This is a genomic window from Sphingomonas sp. CFBP 13720, from assembly GCF_014842075.1.
Lineage (GTDB): Bacteria > Pseudomonadota > Alphaproteobacteria > Sphingomonadales > Sphingomonadaceae > Sphingomonas.
On record NZ_JACYVA010000002.1, the window covers coordinates 223194 to 247738 of the forward strand.

General features: G+C 67.6%; 25 protein-coding genes and 1 tRNA gene. 18 read left to right on the top strand and 8 right to left on the bottom strand.

What is annotated here, in order from left to right:
- Window positions 1-49 precede the first annotated feature (49 nt).
- Entirely contained in the window at window positions 50-730 is a 681-nt protein-coding gene (locus IFT55_RS06165) for a winged helix-turn-helix transcriptional regulator (protein WP_192090138.1), read from the bottom strand.
- 214 nt (window positions 731-944) lie between these two features.
- On the opposite strand from IFT55_RS06165, the gene IFT55_RS17770 reads away from it, so the two are divergent.
- The 3 genes from IFT55_RS17770 to IFT55_RS06180 are packed head-to-tail and all read left to right on the top strand — an operon-like array spanning window position 945 to window position 2886.
- Window positions 945-1670, top strand: coding sequence for a DUF1428 domain-containing protein (locus IFT55_RS17770; protein WP_192090140.1), 726 nt, complete (start codon window positions 945-947; stop codon window positions 1668-1670).
- Window positions 1667-2434, top strand: coding sequence for a VOC family protein (locus IFT55_RS06175; protein WP_192090142.1), 768 nt, complete (start codon window positions 1667-1669; stop codon window positions 2432-2434). The genes IFT55_RS17770 and IFT55_RS06175 overlap by 4 nt, the downstream gene beginning before the upstream one ends.
- On the top strand, window positions 2431-2886 hold the full coding sequence (locus IFT55_RS06180) for an SRPBCC domain-containing protein (protein WP_192090143.1): 456 nt from the start codon (window positions 2431-2433) through the stop codon (window positions 2884-2886). The genes IFT55_RS06175 and IFT55_RS06180 overlap by 4 nt, the downstream gene beginning before the upstream one ends.
- Window positions 2887-2891: 5 nt before the next feature.
- Here the strand turns inward: IFT55_RS06180 and IFT55_RS06185 are convergent, their stop codons facing one another.
- Entirely contained in the window at window positions 2892-3512 is a 621-nt protein-coding gene (locus tag IFT55_RS06185) for a DnaJ domain-containing protein (protein WP_192090145.1), read from the bottom strand.
- A 36-nt stretch (window positions 3513-3548) separates the two neighbouring features.
- Between IFT55_RS06185 and IFT55_RS06190 the strand changes: the two genes are divergently transcribed.
- From IFT55_RS06190 to IFT55_RS06200, 3 genes are all read left to right on the top strand, one after another.
- Window positions 3549-3839 (top strand): BolA family protein, encoded by a 291-nt coding sequence (locus IFT55_RS06190; RefSeq protein ID WP_192090709.1) that lies wholly within the window; start codon window positions 3549-3551, stop codon window positions 3837-3839.
- Window positions 3840-3873: 34 nt separating this feature from the next.
- Window positions 3874-4776 carry a pirin family protein gene (locus IFT55_RS06195; protein ID WP_192090147.1) on the top strand — a complete coding sequence of 301 codons (903 nt, stop codon included), beginning with the start codon at window positions 3874-3876 and terminating at the stop codon, window positions 4774-4776.
- Window positions 4777-4943: 167 nt separating this feature from the next.
- Entirely contained in the window at window positions 4944-5888 is a 945-nt protein-coding gene (locus IFT55_RS06200; RefSeq protein ID WP_192090149.1) for a hypothetical protein, read from the top strand.
- Window positions 5889-6097: 209 nt separating this feature from the next.
- On the opposite strand, the gene nusB is transcribed toward IFT55_RS06200, so the two are convergent.
- The 3 genes from nusB to hisG are packed head-to-tail and all read right to left on the bottom strand — an operon-like array spanning window position 6098 to window position 8538.
- Window positions 6098-6565 (bottom strand): transcription antitermination factor NusB, encoded by a 468-nt coding sequence (gene nusB, locus IFT55_RS06205; protein ID WP_192090150.1) that lies wholly within the window; start codon window positions 6563-6565, stop codon window positions 6098-6100.
- 42 nt (window positions 6566-6607) lie between these two features.
- Complete coding sequence (gene hisD, locus IFT55_RS06210; RefSeq protein WP_192090152.1) at window positions 6608-7891, bottom strand: histidinol dehydrogenase; 1284 nt, start codon at window positions 7889-7891, stop codon at window positions 6608-6610.
- Window positions 7888-8538 (bottom strand): ATP phosphoribosyltransferase, encoded by a 651-nt coding sequence (hisG, locus tag IFT55_RS06215; protein WP_192090154.1) that lies wholly within the window; start codon window positions 8536-8538, stop codon window positions 7888-7890. Before hisG ends, hisD begins: the two co-directional genes overlap by 4 nt.
- Before the next feature lie 48 nt (window positions 8539-8586).
- Between hisG and thiL the strand changes: the two genes are divergently transcribed.
- The 8 genes from thiL to IFT55_RS06255 all read left to right on the top strand — a co-directional run bounded on the left by thiL (window position 8587) and on the right by IFT55_RS06255 (window position 16238).
- Window positions 8587-9471 carry a thiamine-phosphate kinase gene (gene thiL / locus IFT55_RS06220; RefSeq protein WP_192090155.1) on the top strand — a complete coding sequence of 295 codons (885 nt, stop codon included), beginning with the start codon at window positions 8587-8589 and terminating at the stop codon, window positions 9469-9471.
- Window positions 9472-9597: 126 nt separating this feature from the next.
- Window positions 9598-11772, top strand: a complete 2175-nt coding sequence (locus IFT55_RS06225) for a sodium-translocating pyrophosphatase (protein WP_192090156.1) — start codon at window positions 9598-9600, stop codon at window positions 11770-11772.
- A 290-nt stretch (window positions 11773-12062) separates the two neighbouring features.
- Entirely contained in the window at window positions 12063-14000 is a 1938-nt protein-coding gene (locus IFT55_RS06230; RefSeq protein ID WP_192090158.1) for an alpha/beta hydrolase family protein, read from the top strand.
- Window positions 14001-14171: 171 nt separating this feature from the next.
- Window positions 14172-14390: a translation initiation factor IF-1 gene (gene infA, locus IFT55_RS06235; RefSeq protein WP_003049127.1), complete on the top strand. Its 219-nt coding sequence runs from the start codon at window positions 14172-14174 to the stop codon at window positions 14388-14390.
- 29 nt (window positions 14391-14419) lie between these two features.
- A complete protein-coding gene (locus tag IFT55_RS06240; RefSeq protein WP_192090159.1) occupies window positions 14420-14989 on the top strand; it encodes a Maf family protein in 570 nt (189 codons plus the stop codon).
- The gene (locus IFT55_RS06245) at window positions 14982-15956 is read left to right on the top strand and encodes a ribonuclease (protein ID WP_192090160.1); all 975 of its coding nucleotides are present in this window, start codon (window positions 14982-14984) and stop codon (window positions 15954-15956) included. The genes IFT55_RS06240 and IFT55_RS06245 overlap by 8 nt, the downstream gene beginning before the upstream one ends.
- A complete protein-coding gene (locus IFT55_RS06250) occupies window positions 15934-16134 on the top strand; it encodes a DNA gyrase inhibitor YacG (protein ID WP_192090162.1) in 201 nt (66 codons plus the stop codon). Before IFT55_RS06245 ends, IFT55_RS06250 begins: the two co-directional genes overlap by 23 nt.
- Window positions 16135-16162: 28 nt before the next feature.
- Window positions 16163-16238, top strand: a tRNA-Phe gene (locus tag IFT55_RS06255).
- Between the two features lie 9 nt (window positions 16239-16247).
- Here the strand turns inward: IFT55_RS06255 and IFT55_RS06260 are convergent.
- On the bottom strand, window positions 16248-17003 hold the full coding sequence (locus IFT55_RS06260; protein WP_249403628.1) for an arylesterase: 756 nt from the start codon (window positions 17001-17003) through the stop codon (window positions 16248-16250).
- On the opposite strand from IFT55_RS06260, the gene IFT55_RS06265 reads away from it, so the two are divergent.
- Both IFT55_RS06265 and IFT55_RS06270 read left to right on the top strand, forming a co-directional pair.
- Complete coding sequence (locus IFT55_RS06265) at window positions 17002-17706, top strand: ABC transporter ATP-binding protein (protein WP_249403629.1); 705 nt, start codon at window positions 17002-17004, stop codon at window positions 17704-17706. The genes IFT55_RS06260 and IFT55_RS06265 overlap by 2 nt on opposite strands.
- Window positions 17703-20195: an ABC transporter permease gene (locus IFT55_RS06270; protein WP_342029243.1), complete on the top strand. Its 2493-nt coding sequence runs from the start codon at window positions 17703-17705 to the stop codon at window positions 20193-20195. Before IFT55_RS06265 ends, IFT55_RS06270 begins: the two co-directional genes overlap by 4 nt.
- Window positions 20196-20240: 45 nt before the next feature.
- On the opposite strand, the gene IFT55_RS06275 is transcribed toward IFT55_RS06270, so the two are convergent.
- Entirely contained in the window at window positions 20241-21683 is a 1443-nt protein-coding gene (locus tag IFT55_RS06275) for a DEAD/DEAH box helicase (RefSeq protein ID WP_192090163.1), read from the bottom strand.
- A gap of 257 nt (window positions 21684-21940) precedes the next feature.
- Here IFT55_RS06275 and IFT55_RS06280 point away from each other — a divergent pair, with 257 nt between their 5' ends.
- Window positions 21941-23050 (top strand): histidine kinase dimerization/phosphoacceptor domain -containing protein, encoded by a 1110-nt coding sequence (locus IFT55_RS06280; protein WP_192090164.1) that lies wholly within the window; start codon window positions 21941-21943, stop codon window positions 23048-23050.
- Window positions 23043-23447 carry a response regulator gene (locus IFT55_RS06285; RefSeq protein WP_192090165.1) on the top strand — a complete coding sequence of 135 codons (405 nt, stop codon included), beginning with the start codon at window positions 23043-23045 and terminating at the stop codon, window positions 23445-23447. The genes IFT55_RS06280 and IFT55_RS06285 overlap by 8 nt, the downstream gene beginning before the upstream one ends.
- On the opposite strand, the gene recF is transcribed toward IFT55_RS06285, so the two are convergent.
- On the bottom strand, window positions 23444-24517 hold the full coding sequence (recF, locus tag IFT55_RS06290; RefSeq protein WP_192090166.1) for a DNA replication/repair protein RecF: 1074 nt from the start codon (window positions 24515-24517) through the stop codon (window positions 23444-23446). The genes IFT55_RS06285 and recF overlap by 4 nt on opposite strands.
- Between the last annotated feature and the right edge of the window lie 28 nt (window positions 24518-24545).

The window sequence follows — 24545 nt, forward strand, 5'->3', positions numbered from 1 at the left end:
CGCGGGCCTCGGCCGGGCCGTGGCCGCTCTTTAGGACGAACCGCCCGCGCTACTCAACCTTGTCGGGCAGGCGGAACAGGCCGGTGAACCGTTCGGCGACCGCACGGTTCCCCGCGACGGCGATTCGCCCGGTCGCTTCGGCCACCGCCAGCGGCATGCCGCCGTACAGCACCGGCTTGAACGCCGCCGTCTCTCCCGCCAGAATTGCGTCCGGCGCGTCGACCTCGCCACGCCACACCCGCAGGTCCCCTGCCGTCAGCCGCGCGACATAGCGTTCCTCGCCCAGATGGAACGCCACGGTCGCGGTAAAGCCCGCCGCGCGTTCCTGCACCATCAGCATCCGCAGCGACAGCATCAACGACACCCGCGAAAATGGCAGCGAAGTATCGTGCGCGGGCGACCGCAGCGCCCAGCGCCCCAGCGCCAGCACCACCGGCTCGCTTTCCATCCCCCATGGCGTCAGCGCATAGACCTGCGCGCTGGCGGGCGGCGGCAACCGTTCGCGTCGTACGATTCCCGCCGCCTCCAGCCCGGTCAGCCGTTGCGTAAGCACGTTCGCACTGATGCCTGGCAACCCGGACCGCAATTCGCCGAACCGCCGCGGCCCCAGCAACAGTTCGCGCATCAGCAACAGCGCCCAGCGTTCCCCGACATAATCCATGCCCAGCGCCGCGCCGCATGCGTCGTCATACCGACGTCGACCGTTCTCGGTTACTTTTTCTAACTTCATCGTTGCAACATGTAACGATCGGGCGCACCCACTACAAACCAAACCGAATCGTGCATTCAGGGAACGTGATGCGATACCGAACCCCGTACGCCTGCCCACGCCGGATCTCCGGGCGTGAAACGCTGCCCTTTCACGCTCGGTCTTGCTGGATTCCTCGTCACCGGCATCGCGATCTTCTGCAACCTGCCCGCATGATTCTCGAAGGAGACGGTCCATGTCGTATGTAGACGGTTTCGTGGCGGCGGTGCCGCACGCCAATCGCGATGCCTTCATCGCGCACGCCCGCGCGGCGTGGGACGTGTTTGCGGAGGCCGGCGCAACGCGTCAGGTCGAATGCTGGGCGGACGACGTGCCCGCCGGCACACGGACCGATTTCGCCCGCTCCGTCGAATGCGGCGACGACGAAGCGGTCGTGTTCAGTTGGGTCGAATATCCCGATCGCGCCACGCGCGACGCGGCACAGCAGCAATTGATGAACGACGCGCGGCTGCACGACATGCCGATGCCGTTCGACGGCGCACGCATGATCTTCGGAGGGTTTCTGCCGATCCTCGACGAACGGATTCATGCGACGACCGGCTATGTCGACGGCGTACTTGTCCCCGTGCGGAGCGACGCACGCGACGCCTACTCCGCCTTCGCCGCCCATAATGCAGCGGTATTCCGCGATCACGGGGCGGTGCGCGTCGTCGAGGCGTGGGGCGACGACGTTCCCGCCGGCACGCGCACCGATTTCGCGCGCGCGGTCCAGTTGCAGCCGGACGAGACGGTCGTGTTCGCATGGATCGAATGGCCGTCGAAGGACGCGCGCAACGCCGGGTGGGGCCGTGTGATGGCCGACGACCGGCTCGGCAGCCGGGATGCGCCGTTCGATGGCAAGCGCATGGTCTATGGCGGGTTCGAGCCCGTCGTCGACATGCGGACGGAGCCGGCGGCGTGAGCGGCGCGGCGGGCTTCGTCTGGTACGAACTGGTCGCGCGCGATCCCGATGCGGCGGCGGCATTCTATGGCGATGTCGTCGGGTGGCGGGTGGAGCCATCGGGCATGCCCGGCATGGACTATCGGTTGATGGTCGCGCCCGATGGCGACCGGATCGGCGGGCTGATGGCCATGCCCGCCGGGATGCCGGGGCCGACATGGCTCGGCTATGTCGGGATCGACGATGTCGACGCCACTGCCGCCGATTTCGCGGCCAATGGCGGGCAGGTGCACATGCCGCCTACCGATATTCCCGGCGTCGGGCGGCTCGCGCTGCTGGCCGATCCCGACGGCAGTGCGCTGTACGTGATGCGCGGCGCGACCGCCGACGTCTCGCGCGCGTTCGCCGGTGATACCCACGCCACCCCCGGCCACGTCGTGTGGAACGAACTGAGCGCGCCCGATTCGCAGTCCGCGATCGCATTCTACGGCGATCGGTTCGGCTGGCGACAGGATGGCGGCATGCCGATGGGATCGCTGGGCGAATATCGCTTCGTGCGAGCGGGCGACGCGGTCATCGGTGCGGCGATGGACGTGCCGCCGGGTGGACGGCCGGGCTGGCTATATTATTTCCTCGTCGACGATATCGATGCCGCCGCCGGCCGCATCGCGCAGGGCGGTGGCACCGTCGTGCATGGACCGGACCCGATTCCCGGCGGCGCCTTTTCGCTGACCGCGACCGACCCGGAAGGCGTCCGCTTCGGACTGGTGGGAGCGCGGGCATGACCGGTCACGAACTCGCCATCGAACGTCGCATCGCAGCACCGCTGGCGGCGGTGTGGTCCGCATGGACCGGACATCTGGCGGAATGGTGGTGCCCGGTGCCGTGGCGCACCGAACTGCTCGCATTGGATCTCGTCCCCGGCGGTCGCTTCGCCACCACGATGCGCGGCCCGGGCGGGGAGGAAATGACCGGCGAAAGCGTGATCCTCGACGTCGTGCCGCACGAACGGATCGTGTTCACCAACGCGATCGCCCCCGGCTGGCAGCCGCAGGTGCAGCAACTGGCGTTCGTCGGCGTCTTCACCTTCGCCGCCGATGGCGACCACACCCTCTACCGCGCCGCCGCCCGGCATTGGGACGCCGACACCGCCCGGATGCATGCGGACATGGGGTTCGAGGGCGGATGGGGCGCCGTCGCGCAGCAGCTGGAGGCGGTGGCGCAGCGGCTGGCGTGACGCCATCACGCGAAGGCGGGTGATCCCTTCAACTGCTGATACGCCGCCAGCACCTTCTGCAACGCCGCCTCGTGGCTGCGGTCGCCACCGTTGCGATCGGGATGGTAGCGCCGCACCAGCTCCGAATAGCGTTTGCGCAACGCGGTCCGGTCGATGTCGATCTCAAGCCCCATGACCTTCAGCGCGGAGCGATCGGCCGAAGTCAGCGCCCGCCCGTCGCGCCGGTCGGCGCGCGGTGCGCCGCCCATGCCGGTCCGGTATTTCGCGCCGATCGCGTCGAGCGGATCGGCGAAGTCCGCCCATGCCGGCCCGCGATCCGCGCCGCCATGCGCGAACGCGCGGGTTTCGCGCTCCCACCCGGCATAGGGCCGCTGGGCGTCGTGGATTTCTTCGGCCGTCATGCCGGCGAAGTAGTTATACCCCGCATTGAATTGCCGGATATGGTCGAGGCAGAACCAGCGATAGCCCGACGGCCGCTCGCTGCCCTGCGGCGCACCTTCCAGCGGAGGCGCACGGAACTCGCCCGATTCGGGGCAGCCGGGCACCTCGCATGGTCGTCCGTTCGCATCGACGCGCCCGTGAAACCGGGCGGTGGGGCGGTCCTTGCTGATCTTCTCGCGCGCCACGCGACTCCCTTTGGCAAAACGGGTTATATAGGCATGATGACCGACACGACCACCGCTCCGCTCGCTGATCTGATCGCCGCCCGGCTCACCGCCGCACTCGATCCGTCGCACCTGACCGTCACCAACGACAGCCACCAGCATGCCGGCCATATGGGCGACGACGGTACGGGGGAAACGCATTTCTCCGTCACGATCGAATCACCCCGCTTTGCCGGCCAGTCGCGGGTTGCGCGCCAGCGGCTGGTCAACCATGCGCTGGCCGATCTGCTGGCGACGCGAATCCACGCGCTGGCGATCCGCGCGCGCGCGCCCGGCGATGCCGCATGACCCATTCCTTCCCGACCGAACCGAAAGCCCGCTGATGGAAAACGACCGCTTCTTTCTTCAGACGATCCAGCCGATCACCCACGACCTTGGCGGGTTCAAGGTCCACCGCACGCTGCCCACCAAAACACGGACGATGGTCGGCCCGTTCATCTTCTTCGACCAGATGGGACCGGCCGAACTCGATCCGGGACAAGGGATCGACGTGCGTCCGCATCCCCATATCAACCTGTCGACCGTGACCTATCTGTTCGGCGGCGCGATCGACCATCGCGATTCGCTGGGCACGTTCGCGCGGATCGAACCGGGTGCCGTCAACCTGATGACCGCCGGGCATGGCATCGTTCATTCCGAACGCAGCCCGTCCGACGAACGTGCGGGCGGCCCCGTGCTGTCGGGCATCCAGACATGGCTGGCCATGCCCGAGGATCGCGAGGAAATGGACCCGGCATTCGAGCATGTCGCCGCCGCCGACCTGCCGGTCGTCACCGGATCGGGCGCGACCGCGCGCGTCGTGATGGGCGATTTGTGGGGTGCCAGCGCACCCACCACGCAATATGCCGCGACGATCTATGCCGATATCGTGCTGGACACGGGCGGTGCGATCCCGATCGATGCAGGTGCCGACGAACGCGCGCTGTACCTGACGCATGGCGATGCCGAACTGGACGGCGCGACGCTGGAACCGATGACGCTGTACGTCCTGCGTCCCGGCATCGCGGCGACGCTGCGGTCGCGCGGCGGCGCTCGCGTCATGCTGTGCGGCGGGGAAGCGTTCGCCACACCCCGACTGGTCTGGTGGAATTTCGTATCGTCGCGCCGCGACCGGATCGAACAGGCCAAACAGGACTGGAAAGCCGGCCGTTTCCCCAAGGTGCCCGACGATTCGGTCGAGTTCATTCCGATCCCGGAAGTGCCGAAGACCGTCAGCTATCCGTGACGGGTTGATGGGGGGTAGCCGGCGACCGTTGAGTATGGCGGGCTGCGAAATGATGGTCCGCCTGCTCGACAGGGCTATTTCTATGCTACTAATTCCGGTGGCGAAGCTTTCCGAACCCCGAACAGGTTGCAAATACAAATATTATACGATCTAACTTCGTAATGTTCATGACCCTCGCCATGCTAGGCGCATCCGCCACATCCGTGACACCTTCTGCTCCCGTCCGGACAATGATCCGGGACACGCGGGAAATCGTCAGCCATTCGGGAGATGGAATCTGGCCGGATTATTCGCGAATTTCCATACCGGTGCAACTAATCGAACCGACTCGCGAAGTGCTATTCTGCGGCCGGCCGGCAAAAGGCTTTCGGCGTCTGCCGATCGATAAAATGACAGGATGCAATATGCAGGTCCGAAATCGGCAATTGCCGGTCGACCTTGCGGCTGCCACCGATCTGGACGGACAACCTGTCATTCAGATCGGGCTGCCCGACGCACTGGAATCTTCGCGGTCGGAGTGGATCGTCACATTACTTCATGAAACGTTCCATCAGTACCAAGCGTCCCTGCCCGGTTACCTGAATGCTGTGTCGGCAGCCGGCCGGTCTCTGGGCCAGCAAGGGACACAATGGATACTCAGCTACCCATTCCCCTATGCAGACCCGAAAGTGGCGGCTGCGTTCGCGGATATGAACGGTCGTGCGCTGGCCTTCCTTGCCAACCAGCGTCCCGATCAGAATCGTGAACTCGCCGTGGCGTATCTGGCAGCACGTCGATCCGCGCAAACGGCGGCGGGAGAGGCAGCGTGGAGTTATTACGAATTTCAAGTCGGCCAGGAAGGTGTCGCTCGCTGGTCGGAGCTGAAGCTTGCGCAAATTGCTGGCCGTACCGACAAAGGCGTTGCGGCGGTCGCAGCAGATCGCTGGGCTGCGTTATCTACCAGCCTGCGAGCAATGAACGATCAAGGACTTAGCGTCTGGAAACGTGGCTCCTTCTACGTTCTGGGCGCCGTCGAAGCCGAAATGCTGGATCGGCTGGCACCTGCATGGCAGCACCATTATGTTCGCCGACCGTTCTCGATAGGAGATCAGCTGGACGCCGCCGTCGGATAGACGGCTCTTCGGCTACCTGATCGCTTTCTGCACGACCGCCTTTACCGATCACCCTGAAATGCACATTTTTTGAGACTTGCCAGATCGGCTACGCGGTTGAAGCCGAAATAGCGCTGCGATCCTGTAGCTTCGGCGAGCTACGTAAGAGCAGAAAACCGGTAATTCGTGCGAGGAAGAGGGCTGACCCGTACCGGTCGCCCCCGCCCCCTTCAGTTGCGAACCGTCTTCGCGACCGAATCCAGCAGCCCATTGACGAACCCCTTTTCGCGCCGGTCGTAGAACGCATCGGCCACGTCGAGATACTCGCTGATGACCGCCGCTACCGGCACGTCCAGCCGGGCGAGCAGCTCGTACGTCCCTGCGCGCAGGATCTGCCGCATCGGCTTGTCCAGCCGGTCGAGCGTCCAGCCGGTCGACAGTTTCGATGCGATCAGCCCGTCGATTTCCTCGCGCCGGGCGTCGACGCCGCGGACGATGTCGTCGAAGAACTGGACGTCGGCTTCCGCATATTCCACTTCCTCGATGGTAGCGCCCAGCCGGTGCTGGTGGAATTCGTGCAGCAGCGACGGGATCGGCGTCGCTTCCATCTCGTGCTGGTACAGCGCCTGAACGGCGGCGAGCCGGGCGGCGGCGCGGGCCTGTCGGGCACCGCGCGGACGGGTATTCTTCGTGTTCATAAGCCTGTCCAATAAGGGCGACGACGCCCCGGGTCGAATCGATTACAGCCGGATCGCCACCGACCGCGCGTGCGCCGGCAGCCCTTCGGCCCCGGCCAGCGTCACCGCCGCCGGCCCGATCCGCGCCAGTGCGGCGGCATCGAGACCGAGAAAGCTGGTGCGCTTCATATAGTCCAGCACCGACAGCCCCGATGCGAAGCGCGCACGCCGGCCGGTCGGCAGCACGTGGTTCGGCCCGGCGACATAGTCGCCGACCGCTTCGGGCGTATGCCGGCCGAGGAACACCGATCCGGCGTTGCGGACCATGTCGAACAACGGTTCGGGATCGCCGACCGCCAGTTCGAGATGTTCGGGCGCCAGCCGGTCGACCAGCGGCATCGCGGCGGCCAGCGTGTCGACCACGACGATCGCGCCATTGGCGTCCCAGCTGGCGCGCGCCACCGCGCCGGTCGCCAGCTCCGCGATCTGCCGATCGACCGCCGCCGCCACCGCGTCGCCGAACGCGGCATCGTCGGTGAACAGGATCGACTGGCTGGTCGGGTCGTGTTCGGCCTGGCTCAACAGGTCGGCGGCGATCCATTCGGGATCGTTCGCGCCGTCCGCCACCACGACGATCTCGGACGGTCCCGCGACCATGTCGATCCCGACCACGCCGTATAGCTGCCGCTTGGCCTCCGCGACCCACGCATTGCCGGGGCCGGTGACGACGTCGACCGGGGCGATGCGCCCGGTGCCATAGGCTAGCGCGGCGATCGCCTGCGCCCCGCCGATCCGCCACACCTCGTCCACGCCCGCCAGCGCGGCGGCGGCGAGGACCAGCGGATTGACGTGTCCGTCGGGCGTCGGCGTGACCATCACGATCCGCTCCACGCCCGCGACCTTTGCCGGCACGACGTTCATCAGCACCGACGACGGATAGGCCGCGCGACCACCGGGAACATAGACCCCCGCCGCCGCGACTGCCCGCCACCGCGCGCCCAGCCGGACCCCGGCATCGTCGACACCGTCGCTGTCCGCCGGACGCTGTTTGGCGTGATAGGTGACGATCCGCCCATGCGCGAGTTCGAGCGCAGCGCGCAGGGTCGGGTCCAGCCCGGCCAGCGCCGCGTCGCACGTCGCGCGATCGATTTGCCAGCCGCTCTCTTCCGGGTCGTGCCGATCGAACCGCTGCGTGAACGCGCGCACCGCCGCGTCGCCATCGTCCTTCACCGCGCGCAGGATCGCCGCCACGTCGCGCGCAACGTCGCCGTCCGCCTCGCGCCGGGCATCGACCAGCGCGGTAAAGTCCTGCGCGAAGCCGGCTGCGGCTGCGTCGAGCCGGATCATGCCGCCACCGCCCGGCGGAACGCATCGACCAGCGGCACCACCTGCGCACGCGTCTTGAACGCCGCGCGATTGACGACGAGGCGCGAGGTGACCTCCGCGATCGTTTCGACTTCCACCAGCCCGTTCTCCTTTAGCGTCCGGCCCGACGACACCAGATCGACGATACGCGGCGCAAGGCCCAGTACCGGGGCCAGTTCCATCGCGCCGTTCAACTTGACGCATTCGGCCTGAACGCCGCGCGCCGCGAAATGGCGGCGGGTGGTGTAGGGGTATTTGGTGGCGATCCGCACATGGCTCCATCCGCGCGGATCGTCGCCCGCCGCCAGATCGGCCGGTTCCGCGACGGAGATGCGGCAATGCCCGATCTTCAGGTCGACCGGCGCGTAGAGTTCGGAATAATCGAACTCCGCCAGTACGTCCGACCCGACGATGCCCAGTTGCGCCGCCCCATGCGCCACGAACGTCGCCACGTCGAACGCGCGCACGCGGATCAGGTCGATGTCGGCATGGTCGGTGCGGAACCGCAGCGCCCGGCTGTCGGGATCGGAAAAGGCGGCTTCGGGCACGATTCCGGCGCGCGCCAGCAACGGCATCGCCTCGTCGAGGATACGCCCTTTGGGCACGGCGATGATGATCGGATCTGTCATGGAAGCGCGCGCTTTACTTGGGGCGGGGGCGTGGCGCAACACGCGGGGATGACCGAAGCCGACTTCGTCGCCGCGCTGCGTACCCTGCCCCTTCACGCCGCCGCGCACGACCTGCGCGACGATACCGCGCATTTGGGCGACCTGATCCTGACCAAGGACATGATCGTGCAGGGCGTTCATTTCCTCGATACCGATCCGGCGAAGGACGTCGCGTGGAAGCTGGTAGCGACCAACCTGTCCGATCTGGCGGCAAAGGGCGCGACGCCGGTGGGAGCGATGCTCGGCTATCCGGTCGGCGAGGATGCGTGGGACCGTGCGTTCCTGAGCGGACTTGATGTCGTGTTGCGGCGGTTCGACTGCCCGTTGCTGGGGGGCGATACGGTGCGGTTGCCCGTCGGTGCGCCGCGCATGTTGTCGCTGACCGCGATCGGGCGCGCGCAGAACGCGCCTCGCCGCGACGGCGCATGCGCGGGCGACGCGTTGTGGGTGACGGGGACGATCGGCGATGCCGGCGCAGGGCTGGCGATCGCGCAAGGTGCGGCGGGTCCGTCGCGGTTGCTGGCGCGGTATCGCCGCCCCGAACCCCGTCTCGCCGAAGGATGCGCGCTGGCACCCGTGGTGCACGCGATGATGGACGTGTCGGACGGCCTGCTGATCGATGCGGCGCGTATGGCGGCGGCGAGCGGGCTGGCCGTGAGAGTCGATATGGCCGCCGTGCCGCTATCGCCGGAGCTGGTCGCGTTCGGCCACGACGCGCTGGCGGCGGCGACGGCCGGCGACGATTACGAACTGTTGTTCGCCTGTCCCGTCGATACGGTGCCGCCGGTCGGCGCGACGCGCGTCGGCACGTTCGCGGCGGGCAGCGGATTGACGCTGGTACAGGATGGCACCCCGGTGCCCCTGCCTGATCGGCTCGGTTATACCCATGGCTGACCGGTCTTCGCTACGTCGAAGGCGATCTTGCCCCTTGCGCCGTTTCCCCATCCGCATAAGCTGCCGCGCACTGGGTTCGACCCGACGACACAGCCGGGCGATCCTCCACAGGAGGGGATTTGGCGCATGACGTTCGTCTATCTTGCCATGCTTTGCGGCGTGGTCGCGGTGCTGTACGGCATTGTCACCAGCATCCAGGTGCTGCGCGCATCGCCCGGCGACGCCCGGATGCAGGATATTGCCGCCGCGATCCAGGAAGGGGCCAAGGCCTATCTGGGCCGGCAATATCGCACCATCGCGATCGTCGGCGTCATCGTCGCCATCCTGTTGTTCCCGACCCTCGGCCCGTTGTCGACCGTCGCCTTCCTGATCGGCGCGATCCTGTCGGGCGTGGCCGGCTATGTCGGCATGGAGATATCGGTGCGGGCGAACGTCCGCACGGCAGAAGCAGCGCGCGGCAGTCTTCAGGGCGGGCTGACGCTGGCGTTCCGATCCGGCGCGATCACCGGCATGCTGGTCGCCGGGCTGGGGCTACTGTCGATCGCGGGTGTGTTCTGGTATCTGGTCGCCATCGCCGGTCACGGTCCGGGCGACCGCGAGATCGTCGAGGCGTTGACCGCGCTGGCGTTCGGCGCATCGCTCATCTCGATCTTCGCGCGGCTGGGCGGCGGCATCTTTACCAAGGCGGCGGACGTCGGTGCCGATCTGGTGGGCAAGGTGGAAGCGGGCATCCCGGAGGACGATCCGCGCAACCCCGCCGTCATCGCCGACAATGTCGGCGACAATGTCGGCGATTGCGCAGGCATGGCTGCTGATCTGTTCGAAACCTATGTCGTCACCATCGGCCTGACCATGGTGTCGATCGCGCTGCTGGTACAGGCACCGCCCGAACAATTGCTGCGGCTGATGGCGCTGCCGCTGATCGTCGGCGGTGTGTGTATCCTGACCTCGATCGTCGGGACCTATATGGTCCGGCTGGGGCGTGGATCGATCATGGGGGCGCTGTACAAGGGTTTCTGGACCACCGTCATCCTCGCCATCCCGGCGATCTATCTGGTCAGCCAACAAACGCTGGGCGACCTGAACGCGGTCATCGGCGGTGCCGGGTTCCTCGACCCCGCAGGCGATACGCTGACCGTGGAGGGCGCGGCGGGTTCGCAGGCGGCAGCGGTCAGCGGACAGGCGTTCACCGGGATGGACCTGTTCTGGTGCATGATGATCGGGCTAGGCGTCACCGGGGCGCTGGTGTGGATCACCGAATATTACACCGGCACCGCCTATCGCCCGGTCAAATCGATCGCGAAGGCCAGCGTCACCGGCCACGGCACCAACGTGATCCAGGGGCTTGCGATCAGCCTTGAATCGACTGCGCTGCCGACGCTGGTGATCGTGATCGCGGTGATCGCGTCGTACCAGCTGGCGGGGATCATCGGCGTCGCGTTCGCCGCCACCGCGCTGCTGGCGCTGGCCGGCATGGTCGTCGCGCTCGACGCGTACGGCCCGGTCACCGACAATGCCGGCGGCATCGCCGAAATGGCGAACCTTCCGGACGAGGTGCGCCACCGCACCGACGCGCTGGACGCGGTCGGCAACACGACGAAGGCGGTGACGAAGGGCTATGCGATCGGGTCGGCGGCACTGGCGGCGCTGGTGCTGTTCGGGGCGTACACCACCGATCTGAAACTGTTCTTTCCCGACCTGACCGTCGATTTTTCGCTGTCCAACCCGTACGTCATCGTCGGGCTGCTGCTGGGCGCGCTGCTGCCGTACCTGTTCGGGGCGTTCGGCATGACGGCGGTCGGTCGTGCGGCGGGATCGGTGGTGGAGGATGTCCGCGCACAGTTCCGCGACGATCCCGGCATCATGGCGGGCACCAGCCGCCCCGATTACGGCCGCACCGTCGATATCGTCACCCGCGCCGCGATCCGTGAGATGATCGTCCCCTCGCTGCTGCCGGTCTTGTCGCCGATCGCGGTCTATTACGTCATGACGTGGGTCGCCGGACAGGCGCAGGGCTTCGCGACGCTGGGCGCGATGCTGCTGGGCGTGATCGTGTCGGGGCTGTTCGTCGCGATTTCGATGACCAGCGGCGGCGGCGCATGGGACAATGCCAAGAAATATATCGAGGACGGCAATCACGGCGGCAAGGGATCGGAAGCACACAAGGCGGCGATCACCGGCGATACCGTCGGCGATCCGTACAAGGACACCGCCGGCCCGGCGGTCAATCCGATGATCAAGATCACCAATATCGTGGCGTTGCTGTTGCTGACCGCGCTGGCGGGCGGCGGCGCGGGATAGGATCGATGGCCGGTCGCGATGGGCGGCGGCCGGCCGACATGCCGTGCTTCGATCGGTTCGTGGAACCCGCACGGTCCTTTTTGGCGCATCGGCCCTCAAACGGTACGAACGGCCTGTTGACCCGCCGCACTGCCAGCCGATCTGCCCGACCCGCTCAACCCGAGCGCCACATACCGTAAGACGATTGCACTCCGTCCCAAGCCGTTTCACAACCGCCGCGACGCGCGGGGGGCTGCGACGTCGCCGGGGCATCGGACCGCTCCCGGCCGTACGGGGGGAGATCGACGTCGATGCGTTATGGATTGCTGTTGGGGCTGGCCGTCGCCGGAACCGCATTCGCCGGAATGCCGCCGCAGGCGACCCCGACTCCGCCCGCCGCAAGCGCGCCGATCCCAGTGGAGGTATTCGCCGCACCCCCCGCGATCGAAACGCCGAAGCTGTCGCCCGACGGTACGCTGGTGGTGTCGAAACATGTGATCGGCGGAAAACAGACGCTGGTCGTGACGCCGCTGTTCGGCGGCGGCGCACCGCGCTCGCTGGGCGCGGGCGACGATCTGGACATCAACTGGTGGCGGTGGGTCAATGACGGCTGGCTGGTCATCGGTGTCGGCACGCAGATGAAGCTGTACGGCATCGATGTGTACGTCACCCGCGTGATCGGGTTGAGCGCGGACATGAAGACGGTGAACCGCATCGCCTGGGACAAATCCGGGCTGCGCGCCGACGACGTGCTGTGGACCGCGAAGGACGGAACGCCGCGCATCCTCCTGTCGCGTCAGACCGGGATCGATGCGGAAGACGACTGGAACCCTTCGGTATTCGAGGTCGATGTATCGACCGGCAAGTCGCGCCGGGTCGCATCCGGCATTCCCAATGTCCGCGACTGGTATGCCGACGGCAACGGACAGGTGCGCGCGGCGTATCGATATGACGATGCCGTGCGCAAATCGGCGCTGCTCTACCGCGCGAACAATGCCGAATCGTTTCGCGTCATCGCCCGCAAGACGCGCAAGGACAGCGACGGGTTGACCATCCCGCTCACCTTCCGCACCGATGGCACCGCGATCGCTTTCGACGATGCCGACGGCTACACCGCCGTCTATCAGGTGTCGCTGCCCGATCTCGCGCCGGTCAAGAAGCTGTATTCGCTCGATGGATATGACGTTGATTCGATCTTCGACAATGCGGCGGAAAACGACATCGCCGGCGTCGCGGTCACCGATCGCTACAGCCGTGCCGTCTGGTTCGATGAAACGCTCAAGACCTTGCAGGGCCATGTCGACAAGGCGGTCGGCAGCCGCCGGGCGCGGATCGTGTCGTGGAACCAGGCGCGCACCCGCTTCCTGATCGAGGTCGGATCGCCGTCGCAGGCTGGCGCGCTCTATTACTGGGACAGCGCGGGCGATCGCATGCAACGCATCGCGTGGAACAGCAGCAGCCTGCAGGCGCGCGTCCTCTCCCCGGTGACCACGATCCGCTATGCCGCGCGCGACGGCACGTCGATCGAATCGGTGCTGACCATGCCGCGCCACCGTGTGGGTCAGAAGAACCTGCCGCTGATCGTCATGCCGCACGGCGGCCCGGCGGCGCGCGACAGCGAAGGCTGGGACTGGTGGTCGCAATATCTGGCGGAGCTGGGCTATGTCGTGATCCAGCCCAATTATCGCGGGTCGTCGGGCTATGGCGAGGTCTTTTCACGCAAGGGGGCCGGCGAATGGGGCCTCAAGATGCAGGACGATCTGAACGATGCCGTCACGCATCTGGCGAAGGAAGGCATTGCCGATCCCAAACGCGTCTGCATGGTCGGCGCGTCCTATGGCGGCTATGCCGCGATGCGCGCGGCGCAGCGTGACGGCGCGCTGTATCGATGTGCCGTGTCCTATGCCGGCGTCTCCGACCTCGAAACGCTGCGCAAATATGACGGCCAGTTCCTCAACGGCCGCGCGATCGGCGACTGGCTGCGGCAACAGGCTCCCGATTTCAAGGCGATCTCGCCCCGCTTCGGCGCGGCAAGCTTTTCGACACCGATCCTGCTGTTGCACGGCAAACTCGACAAGCGCGTGCCGGTGAACCAGTCGCGCATGCTGGCGTCCGAACTGCGCCGCGCGGGCAAGCCGCATCAATATATCGAACAGCCGCTGGGCGACCATTTCTTCAGCCGTGGCGAAGACCGGCTGCAATTCCTGAAGGCGATGGCCGATTTCCTGAAGGTGCATAATCCGGCCTGACGGCGGATCGGCATGCTTGCCAACGTACGGCCGCCCGCCCATATCGGGTTTAGCCCACGACCGGCCGTGCAATGCGCGCGGCGGGTGCATGATGCTTTCCTTTTTTGCCGTTCGCGCGTATGGGGTGCCGCCCGGGAACCCCGCGCGGACGTTTTCATACGAGGTATTTGTTTGGCGAAGGAAGAACTTCTCGAAATGCGCGGCCAGGTGGTCGAGCTGTTGCCCAACGCGATGTTCCGCGTCCGGCTCGAGAACGATCACGAGATTCTGGGGCATACCGCCGGCAAGATGCGCAAGAACCGCATCCGCGTGCTGGTGGGCGACGAGGTGCTCGTCGAACTGACCCCCTATGACCTGACCAAGGGTCGCATCACCTACCGCTTCAAGTAAGCGGTACGCGGCCGGAAGTGGCAGCGGCCATGCGTCTGATCCTCGCCTCCACCTCGCCGCGTCGGCGCGATCTTCTCGCGCGGATCGGTGCCGTGCCCGATCGGGTCGTGGCACCCGACATCGACGAGACGCCGTTGAAGGGCGAACTTCCGCGCCCCTATGCGCTGCGCCTTGCCGAGGCGAAGGCGCGCGCGATCGGTCCGGTCGACGGCACGGCGGTGCTGGCCGCCGATACCACCATCGCGGTCGGCCGCCGTATTCTTCCCCCCGCGATGACGCCCGACGTGCAGCGCGACCTGCTGTCGCTGTTGTCGGGTCGCCGCCATCATTGCATCACGGCGGTCTGCCTGCTGATGCCCGACGGACAGGCGCGCATCCGGGTGTGCGATACCGTCGTCACGTTCAAGCGGCTGGAAACACGCGAAATCGATGCGTACCTCGCCTGTGGCGAAGGACTGGGGAAAGCGGGTGGCTATGCGATCCAGGGCCGGGCGGAGGCGTTCGTCCGCACGCTGGCCGGCAGCCATTCGGGCGTGATCGGCCTGCCGCTGTACGACACGCGCGCGCTGCTGGAAACGGCGGGCGTACCGCTTGGCTGACTGGTGCGTCGAGCGCGGCATCGGTGAGGTCCGCGCCACGCGGATTGTCGATGGCGCGATCGTCGAGGCACGGATCGAACCCGACGACGCGCTGCGCGCCGGCACGATCCTGACGGCGCGTCTGGTCCGCCGCATGACGGTACGGAACGAAGGCATCGTCGCATGGGACGATGGCGAGGCGCTGCTCGCCCCCCTGCCCCGCGCCGTGACCGAAGGCGGCCTGTTGCGGATCGAGATCACCCGCCCCGCCCTCGACGAACCCGGCAAGCCCAAGCGCGCCCGTGCCCGTCCCGCCGCCCCCGACGCGGCGCCGGGCGATGCGCCGTCGATCGCCGACCTGCCCGGCGCGCGGATCATGGGGCCGTTCGACCGCGATGTGCTGGGCGATGCGGGCTGGGCGATGCTGATCGAGGAAGCGTCGACGCGACAGGTCGCTTTTCCGGGCGGCGCGCTCAGCATCGCGCTGACCCCGGCCATGACGCTGATCGACATCGACGGCGAACTGGCCCCCGCCGATCTGTGCATCGCCGGTGCGCGCGCGGCGGGCGCGGCGATCGCGCGGCTCGACCTTGCCGGATCGATCGGCATCGACCTGCCCACCGTTGGGGACAAGGCGGTGCGGATCGCAGCGGCGGAGGCGATCGACGCCGTCCTTCCGCAACCGTTCGAACGTACCGCCGTCAACGGCTTCGGCTTCCTTCAGATCGTGCGACGGCGGACCCGCGCCTCGCTCCCCGAACTGTTCGTGCAAGTGCCCGCGCATGCTCGTGCGCTGCTGCGACAGGCGGAACGGACCGGCGGCGCCGGCGAACGAACGCTCACCGCGCATCCGGCGGTCATCGCGGCAATCGCGGCGCGTCCAGACTGGATCGGCACCGTGGAACGCACCACGGGCGCGCCGCTTATCTTGCGGGCCGAACCGCTGCTCGCCATATCGGCCGGACATGTCCAGGCCCGCTTCCCGTAAACCCTGTCCGCTGTGCGCCGCCCCGGCCCATGTGGACCACGCCCCGTTTTGCAGCCGTGGTTGTCGCGACCGCGACCTGCTCAACTGGCTGGGCGAAGGCTACCGGATTCCCGGCCCGGCGGCATCGCCACACGAAAACGACGAAACCGGGCTGGACAGCCGCGATCCGCGCGGCTAACAGCGCCCTCTCTCCGGTCCGCCGGAAGGCCCGGATAGCTCAGTTGGTAGAGCATGCGACTGAAAATCGCAGTGTCGGCGGTTCGAATCCGTCTCCGGGCACCACTTCCCTTCCTATAGTTTCGACAGCCGCGCCGCGACGACGGGGGTGAGCCGTGCAGCGATGCGGTCGACGCCCTGCGCATTGGGATGGACGCCGTCGGGCAGCATCAACTGACGGTTGCCGATCACGCCCGCCAGAATGAACGGATCGAGCACCGCGTCGTATCGCTTGGCCATGTCCGGCCAGATACGGTTGAACTGGCCCGCATAATCGGGACCGAGATTCGGCGGGGCCATCATGCCGGTCAGGATCACCGGAATGTCGCGCCGTTCGAGCTCGTCGAGCATCGCCGTAAAATTCGCCCGTGTCTCGCTGGTGGGTAGTTGCCGCAACAGGTCGTTGCCGCCCAGCCCAAGCAGGACGAGGTCGGGCTTCCGATCCAGCCGGTCGAGCGTATAGGCCAGCCGTTGCCGTCCCGCCGCGCTGGTATCGCCCGAAATACCCGCATTGACGACGCGGGCGTTGATTCCTGCGGCACGCAACCCGTCCTGCAGATCGTCGGGCAGGCTGTCGCCACGCGCGAGGCCGTATCCGGCGTACAGGCTGTCACCGAACGCCAGCACCAGCCGTTCCGGTCCGGCGACCGTCGCCGTCCGGGTAGCGGCCGCCGCCGGGGTTGCCGATTCGGTCGCATTCACCGCCGGCCGCGTTTCGCCTTCGGACAGATCGGGTCCGCCGCACCCGCCGAGCAGCATCCCGCCTTGGAGAATGGCGAGCGCGCCCGCATATGTGACTGATCCCTGCTTCTTCACCGGCGTCTTTCCCATGCAATCCAATTCCGACGATATGGTCATCGACGCGCGCGGTGTCACCCTGACGCTGGGCGAAGGCGACGCCGCGACGCCGATCCTGCACGGCATCGACCTGTCGGTCGCGGCGGGAAGCAGCGTCGCGCTGCTCGGTGCGTCGGGGTCGGGCAAGTCGTCGCTGATGGCCGTCCTGTCGGGGCTGGAGCGCGCGAGCGGCGGACAGGTCCGGATCGACGGCCTCGATTTCGGCAAGTTGGGTGAGGACGATCTGGCGCGCGCGCGGCGCGGACGGATCGGCATCGTGTTACAGGCATTCCATCTGCTGCCGACGATGACGGCGCTGGAGAACGTCGCCGTGCCGATGGAACTGGCCGGCGTCGCCGATGCCTTTGCCCGTGCGGAAGCCGAACTGGTCTCGGTCGGCCTCGCCCATCGCCTGACGCATTATCCGACGCAATTGTCGGGTGGGGAGCAGCAGCGTGTGGCGATCGCCCGCGCGCTCGCCGGTCGTCCCGCGCTGGTGTTCGCCGACGAACCGACCGGCAACCTCGATCGCACGACGGGGCAACAGATCATGGACCTGTTGTTCGAACGCCGTGCCGCGACCAACGCGACGCTGCTGGTCATCACGCATGATCCCGTGCTGGCGGAACGCTGCGACCGGGTGGTCGAACTGGCCGACGGGCGGATCGCGCGCGATACCGGCGCATCCGCATCGTGAGCGAATGGCGGCTGGCATGGCGCTTCGCGCGGCGCGAACTGGATGCGCGGTTTCGCGGACTGCGGCTGTTGCTCGCCTGTCTGATCCTCGGCGTCGGGGCGCTGGCGGCGATCGGCAGCCTGACCCGCGCGATCACTGGCGAGCTTGCGTCACGCGGCCAGTCGCTGCTGGGCGGTGACATCGAACTGTCGGTGTCGCAACGCACCGCCGATGCGACCGAACGGCGATCGATGGCCCGATTGGGCACGGTGTCGGAAACGCTGCGCATGCAGTCGATGGCGGCCGCCCCCGGCGGCGACACCGCGCCGATCGAACTGAAGGCGGTGGATGCCGTCTATCCGCTGTACGGCACGCTGACGCTGCGATCGGGCACCGCCCGACCGCTGTCGCCGACGCAGACCTATATCGGACCGGCGCTGGCCGAACGGCTGAAGGTCGCACCGGGCGGACAACTCCGCTTCGGCACCGCGCGGTTCACGGTCGCCGGGATTATCGCCGACGAACCCGACCGGCTCAGCGAAGGCTTCACCCTTGGAGCGGTCGCGCTGGTGTCGGTCGACGGACTGGCCCGCACCCGGCTGATCGCGCCGGGTAGCCTGTACGAAAGCAAATACCGCATCGCGTCGGCCTATGTCCCCGATGCCGCGATCAAGGCGTTTACCGAACGGTATCCGACACAGGGCTGGGAAACACGCACGCGCGACCGGGCGTCGCCGGGTGCCGACCGGTTCCTGTCGCGGATGGGCGAATTCCTGATCCTCGTCGGGCTGACCGCGCTGGTGATCGCCGGGATCGGCGTCGGCAACGGCGTCAGCTCGTATCTGTCGACCCGGCGTTCCAGCATCGCCACATTGAAAGTGCTGGGCGCGACATCGGGCCTGATCGCCCGCGTCTATCTGTTGCAGATCGTGGCGGTGTCGGCGGTCGGTATCGCGATCGGGCTTGCTATCGGTATCGCCGCCGTGCCGTTGCTGGTCGCGCTGGCAGGGGACGTGCTGCCCGTGGCCCCCGCGTTCGCGATCCATCTTCTGCCGCTTGCCCAGGCCGCCGCTTACGGCCTGCTGATCGCGCTGGCCTTTGCCGCGCCGCCGCTGCTGGCGGCGGGCGCGGTGCCGGCGGCGGGGTTGCTGCGCGGTGCGCTCGACGGACGACATGCGCCGCGCTGGCGATCGGCGCTATGGATGGGGGCGGCGTTTGCCGGTGTCGTCCTGCTGGTGCTGACGACCAGCGAGCGGCCATGGTTCGGCGCAGCGTTCCTTGCCGCCGCCGCCGGGTTGTTGCTGATCCTCGCCGCGCTGGGACAGGCGATCCGCTGGGCGGCGGCGCGCCTGCCCCGACCGCGTGCGCCGTTGTGGCGGCTGGCGATCGCCGGACTTCACCGACCCGGTGCGCGTACCGGGGCGCTGGTCGTGGCGCTCGGCCTCGGCCTGACGCTGTTCGTGCTCCTGGCCGCGATCCGCACCAGCCTCGACGCGAATATCGCGCGCACCGTTCCCGCGCGCGCGCCCGCGCTGATCGCGCTCGACGTCCCCCCCGAACGCGACGGCGATTTCCGCCGGATCGTGCGCGGGATACAGGCCGATGCGGAGGTTGCGACCGCGCCGTTGATGCGAGGGACGATCACCGCCTATGGCACCACGCGCGTCGCCGATCTGAAGACCATTCCCGAAGGCGCATGGGCGTTGCGCGGCGAACGCGGCCTGACCTTTTCCGATACCTTGCCGACGGGCAGCGCGATCGCGCGGGGCCGATGGTGGCCGGCGAACTATGCCGGGCCGCCGCTGGTGTCGGTCGACGAACGCATGGCGGAGGCGCTGGCGCTGAAGCTAGGCGATCCGCTGACGATCAGCGTCGCGGGACAGGAACGCACCGCGCGCATCGCATCGTTCCGCAAGATCGAATGGGACACGCTGGGGTTCAATTTCGTCATGGTGTTCTCGCCCAACGCCCTGTCGGACGTGCCGCACAATCTGGCGGCGACGGTGACGATGCCGCTGGGCCGCGAACGCGCGACGACCCGAGCGCTGGCATCCGCATTCCCGTCGACGTCGGTCGTGGAGGTCCGCGAGGTCATCGGACAGGTCCGCACGGTCGTGTCGCAGATGGCGACGGCGATCGCGGCGGCGGCGGGGATCGCAATCCTTGCCGGCATCGCGGTGCTGATCGGTGCCATCACCGCAGCGCGCGAAACGCGGACCTATGACAGCGTGATCCTGAAGACGCTGGGCGCGACGCGCGCGCAGATCCTTGCGACGCAGACGATCGAATATCTGGTGCTGGCGACGATCCTCGCCGGACTGGCGGCGGCGATCGGACTGGGCGGGGGATGGTATGTCGTGACCTGGATGTTCGGGTTCGACTGGTTGCCGGACTATGGTGCGGTCGCGGCGACGCTGGCGGTAGGCGCAGGCATCACGATCGGGATCGGCGTGCTCGGCGCGCTGCCAATTCTGGGCGCGCGGCCCGCACGGGCGCTGCGGGAACTATAGGCAGGCGTTCCTCCCCGGGGGTTGCCCCGGGGAGGAACCGGACCGTTACGCCGAGGCGCGCGGCGCACCGCCACGGCCGCGACCGCCACGACCGCGACCACCGCCGTTGCCGCCTGCGCCCGCCGGACGACCGGCGCCGCCTTCGCGCGGCGGACGACCGCCACCCTGTCCCTCGGCGCGCTGCGGCTGGCCACCGCGCGACGGGTTGCCGACCGGTCCGCCACGACCGCCACCGGCAGGCTTCGCACCATGGGCATGCGTCGCGCGCGGACGGGCCGGGCCACGCTCGCCCGGAGCACGCTCGGGCCGGTCGGGGGCATAGGGCGCGCGGCTCGCCTTGATCTTGGCACCCTGTTCGACGAAGTCCTCCGGCAACGGCACGACATCGATCTTCTGCTTGGTCAGCCGTTCGATCCCCTTCAGGAACGGACGCTCGTCATCGGCGCAGAAGCTGAACGCCACGCCCGACGCCCCGGCGCGCGCGGTGCGGCCAATGCGATGGACATATTGTTCGGACACGTTGGGCAGTTCGAAGTTCACGACATGGCTGACGCCCGACACGTCGATGCCGCGTGCGGCGATGTCGGTCGCGACCATGATCGGCACGGTGCCGTTGCGGAACGCGGCCAGCGCCTTTTCGCGCTGCGGCTGCGACTTGTTGCCGTGGATCGCATTCGACTGGATGCCGTTGGCGGCCAGCAGCTTCACGACGCGGTCAGCGCCGTGCTTGGTGCGGGTGAACACCAGCGCGCGGTCGATCTTCGTATTGCGGAAGAACATGGTGAGCAGCGTCTGCTTTTCAGCCTGCTGGACGTGCGTGACATATTGCTCGACGCGTTCGGCGGTCGACGACACCGGCGTCACCGCGACGGTCGCCGGATCGGTCAGATACTTGTCGGCCAGCTCGCGAATGTCCTTGGGCATCGTCGCCGAAAAGAACAGCGTCTGGCGCGACTTCGGCACCATCGACACGATGCGGCGCAGCGCGTGGATGAAGCCCAGGTCGAGCATCTGGTCGGCTTCGTCGAGCACGAGGATCTCAAGCTCGCCCAGCCCCAGGCAACGCTGGTCGATCAGGTCGAGCAGACGGCCCGGCGTGGCAACGAGGATATCGACGCCCGGCGCGACATCACGGATATTGCGCGGCACCGGCACGCCACCGAACACGGTCGCGACGGTCAGCTTGCTGTGCTTGGCATAGGCGCGGGCATTGTCGGCGATCTGGCTGACCAGTTCGCGCGTCGGGGCCAGCACCAGCATGCGGCAACGCATGGGACGGCGATGGACGTTCGCCTTGGTCAGAAGGTCGATCGACGGCAGCACGAATGCGGCGGTCTTGCCGGTGCCGGTCTGCGCGATGCCCAGAAGGTCGCGACCTTCGAGCACGATCGGGATCGCGTCGCGCTGAATCGGCGTCGGGGTTTCGTAATTCTTGGCGGCAAGCGCATCGAGGATCGACTTCGACAGGCCGAGCGACTGGAAGGACATGAAAATTCCTGAAATGGGTCCGGCACCCGCGCGCCATGGGCGTACGGGTAGCGGGGCAAAAAAATTGCGACCCGCGTGACTAGGGAAGCCGGTTGGAGCCGCGACGCGGAGCCGAGACCAATCATGGTCCGATCACGCTGCCTGAAAAGCGTCGCTGCACTGCGGCATATAGGAGAAAACGGGAAACTCGTCAATATCGGCCGTTTCCATCCAATTCATGATGGAATCCTTTACCTTGTCCCGGTATCGCACGGGAGATGACCGAAACCGTTCCGGCTGGCCCCGTTCCCGGCGACATCGCCGTCGATGGTCTGCCGCGCCGTCACTTGCGCCTGCTGGGTGAAGCGGCCGACCGGCTGCTGGCGGCGGAGGATGCGGCCGCCATGGTCGACGGCCTGTTCGCGCTGATCGCACAGGAACTGCGGCTGGACGTGTTTTTCAACTACCGGCTGGACGGCGAGATGCTGGTGCTGGCGGCGCATGGCGGACTGACCGAGGCGGAAGCGGCGGCGGGAGCGACGCTTGCGGTAGGACAGGCGGTGTGCGGGTGCGCGGCGCGCGATCGACGCGCGGTGGAAGCGTTCGCGATACAAGCATCGGACGATCCGATGGTCGCATTCGTCCGCGATCTGGGGATCGATGCCTATGCCTGCACGCCGCTGCTCCACGGCACGACCCTGCTCGGCACGCTCGGCTTCGGAAGGCGCTGGGCCGACCGGTTCGATGCCGACGAACTCGCGTTCCTGCACACCGTCAGCCACTATGTAGCCCTCGCCAAATACCGGCTGAAGATCGAGGCGGAGTTGCGGGACGGTATCGCAGTGCGCGAACGGTTGCTGGCGGAACTCAACCACCGTGTGCGCAACGCGCTGCAGACGGCGGTGGCGGTGGTGCGGCTGGGTGCGGCGGACGTGACCGGTGACGAGGCGCGCGGCGCGCTCGCCGCCGCCGCTGCCCGGCTGGAAGTACTCGCGGCGGCGCACCGGCCACTCTATGCGACCGACACGCCGACGCGGATCGATATGGCGGGCCTCATCACCGCCGTCGCCGAGCGCGCCGATGGTGCCGAAGTCGCGATCGACGCGGCCGAGGCACCCGCGCTGCCGGTCGAACAGGCCGCCGCCGCCGCGCTGCTGGTCCATTCGTTGCTGACGCCCGCCGATGCGGCGTTACTCGAACGGGTGACGATCGGGGTGCAGGACGACAGCATGATCCTGGCGCTGGCGGGCGACGCGCTGGGCCGGCCGCACGACGCGCTCGACGACAGCCGGATCGTTCGGGGCCTGTCGCGGCAGTTGCGCGCGACGATGGTCCGCGACGGCGCGGGCGTGCTGACTATCGCGATACCGATGTCCGGTCGTGGATAAGATCCTGAAGATACTGATCGTCGAGGACGAGGCGCTGGTCGCGATGCTGGTCGAGGATGCGCTGACGCTCCACGGCCATGTCGTGCTGGGCATCGCCGATACGCAGGCGGCGGCACTGGCGCTGGCCGATGCGGAGCTTCCCGATCTGGCGCTGTGCGACGTGCGGCTCGCGCTGGGCGACAGCGGACTTGCGGTCGCGTATCAACTCGCCGAACGGGGCGTACCGTGCCTGTTCCTCAGCGGCAATTGCCCGGAAACGGCGGAGCATCCCCGGATCGTCGGCTGCGTCGCCAAACCGTTCCACACCGCCGGCCTCGGGCTGGCCGTGGCCGCCGCCTATGCGAAGGCGACGGGCGATGTGCCGGTGCGCGTTCCCGCCGAACTGACCTTCTATTAGGGCCTTCGCCCGACCGCGACCTGTCCGGCGGTGATGTCGAACCGGCGCGCGTCGCCCGGAATATCATCGAACAGACCCGGCTCGGTCCCGGTCAGCCATACCTGACCGATGCCGGCCGCGCGCGCGAACAGCGCGGCGCGGCGTTGCGGGTCGAGATGCGCCGCCACCTCGTCCAGCAACAGCGCCGGCGGACGATCCGCGCGTGTCGCGACCAGTTCGGCGTGCGCCAGCACGAGTCCAAGCAACAGCGCCTTTTGCTCCCCGGTCGAACAGCGTGCGGCGGGCACCTCGCGCTCGCGATCAGTGACGATCAGGTCGACACGGTGCGGCCCGGCCAGCGCACGACCCGCCGCCGCGTCGCGCGACCGCCCGCCACGAAGATCGGCGGCGAGCCGGGCGGCGTCACCCGCCCATCCTTCCAGCCGCAACGCTGCACGTGGAAACCCGACGGACGGCGCATCGGCGATCCGCCCGTCGAGCGCCGCGACGCACGCCGTCCGTGCTTCTGCGAGCGCGAGACCATGTTCGACCATCCGCGCCTCCAGCGCCGCCAGCCAGTCGGGGTCGGGCGCGGGGTCTTCCAGCAACCGGTTGCGTTCGCGCATCGCCGCGTCATAGCGGCTGGCATGCGCGGCATGCCCCGGATCGAGCGCAAGGGTCAGCCGGTCGAGAAAGCGCCGCCGCTCGCCGGCTGGTTCGACGAACAGCCGGTCCATCGCCGGGGTCAGCCACAGGATCGACAGCCATTCCGCCAGCGCGGTCGCCGGCGCGCCCGCCCCGTTCACCCGCACGATACGTCGTTCCGGGCTGCCCGATTGGGTGCCGGTTCCCAACCGGACGTCGTTCGGCAGCTCGGCGGCCACGCCGAAACCGCCCGCCCCGCCCTCGCGCGCCATGTCGGACAATGCGGCGCGGCGTAATCCTCGTCCCGGTGCCAGTAACGATATCGCTTCGAGGATATTCGTTTTGCCGGCCCCGTTGGGACCGCTCAACACATTGAAACCATTGCCTGCTTCCAGCGTGACGGCAGCGTGGTTGCGAAAATCGGTCAGGGTGAGGCGTATCAGCATGGCGATGCGACCGTTAGCGCAACGAAAC

What these genes read in the sequence shown, in the direction of transcription:
- IFT55_RS06165 (WP_192090138.1), bottom strand. Translation starts at nt 730, where the DNA reads ATGAAGTTAGAAAAAGTAACCGAGAACGGTCGACGTCGGTATGACGAC.
- IFT55_RS17770 (WP_192090140.1), top strand. Translation starts at nt 945, where the DNA reads ATGTCGTATGTAGACGGTTTCGTGGCGGCGGTGCCGCACGCCAATCGC.
- IFT55_RS06180 (WP_192090143.1), top strand. Translation starts at nt 2,431, where the DNA reads ATGACCGGTCACGAACTCGCCATCGAACGTCGCATCGCAGCACCGCTG.
- IFT55_RS06190 (WP_192090709.1), top strand. Translation starts at nt 3,549, where the DNA reads ATGACCGACACGACCACCGCTCCGCTCGCTGATCTGATCGCCGCCCGG.
- IFT55_RS06195 (WP_192090147.1), top strand. Translation starts at nt 3,874, where the DNA reads ATGGAAAACGACCGCTTCTTTCTTCAGACGATCCAGCCGATCACCCAC.
- IFT55_RS06200 (WP_192090149.1), top strand. Translation starts at nt 4,944, where the DNA reads ATGACCCTCGCCATGCTAGGCGCATCCGCCACATCCGTGACACCTTCT.
- nusB (WP_192090150.1), bottom strand. Translation starts at nt 6,565, where the DNA reads ATGAACACGAAGAATACCCGTCCGCGCGGTGCCCGACAGGCCCGCGCC.
- hisD (WP_192090152.1), bottom strand. Translation starts at nt 7,891, where the DNA reads ATGATCCGGCTCGACGCAGCCGCAGCCGGCTTCGCGCAGGACTTTACC.
- hisG (WP_192090154.1), bottom strand. Translation starts at nt 8,538, where the DNA reads ATGACAGATCCGATCATCATCGCCGTGCCCAAAGGGCGTATCCTCGAC.
- thiL (WP_192090155.1), top strand. Translation starts at nt 8,587, where the DNA reads ATGACCGAAGCCGACTTCGTCGCCGCGCTGCGTACCCTGCCCCTTCAC.
- IFT55_RS06225 (WP_192090156.1), top strand. Translation starts at nt 9,598, where the DNA reads ATGACGTTCGTCTATCTTGCCATGCTTTGCGGCGTGGTCGCGGTGCTG.
- IFT55_RS06230 (WP_192090158.1), top strand. Translation starts at nt 12,063, where the DNA reads ATGCGTTATGGATTGCTGTTGGGGCTGGCCGTCGCCGGAACCGCATTC.
- IFT55_RS06240 (WP_192090159.1), top strand. Translation starts at nt 14,420, where the DNA reads ATGCGTCTGATCCTCGCCTCCACCTCGCCGCGTCGGCGCGATCTTCTC.
- IFT55_RS06250 (WP_192090162.1), top strand. Translation starts at nt 15,934, where the DNA reads ATGTCCAGGCCCGCTTCCCGTAAACCCTGTCCGCTGTGCGCCGCCCCG.
- IFT55_RS06265 (WP_249403629.1), top strand. Translation starts at nt 17,002, where the DNA reads ATGCAATCCAATTCCGACGATATGGTCATCGACGCGCGCGGTGTCACC.
- IFT55_RS06260 (WP_249403628.1), bottom strand. Translation starts at nt 17,003, where the DNA reads ATGGGAAAGACGCCGGTGAAGAAGCAGGGATCAGTCACATATGCGGGC.
- IFT55_RS06275 (WP_192090163.1), bottom strand. Translation starts at nt 21,683, where the DNA reads ATGTCCTTCCAGTCGCTCGGCCTGTCGAAGTCGATCCTCGATGCGCTT.
- IFT55_RS06280 (WP_192090164.1), top strand. Translation starts at nt 21,941, where the DNA reads ATGACCGAAACCGTTCCGGCTGGCCCCGTTCCCGGCGACATCGCCGTC.
- recF (WP_192090166.1), bottom strand. Translation starts at nt 24,517, where the DNA reads ATGCTGATACGCCTCACCCTGACCGATTTTCGCAACCACGCTGCCGTC.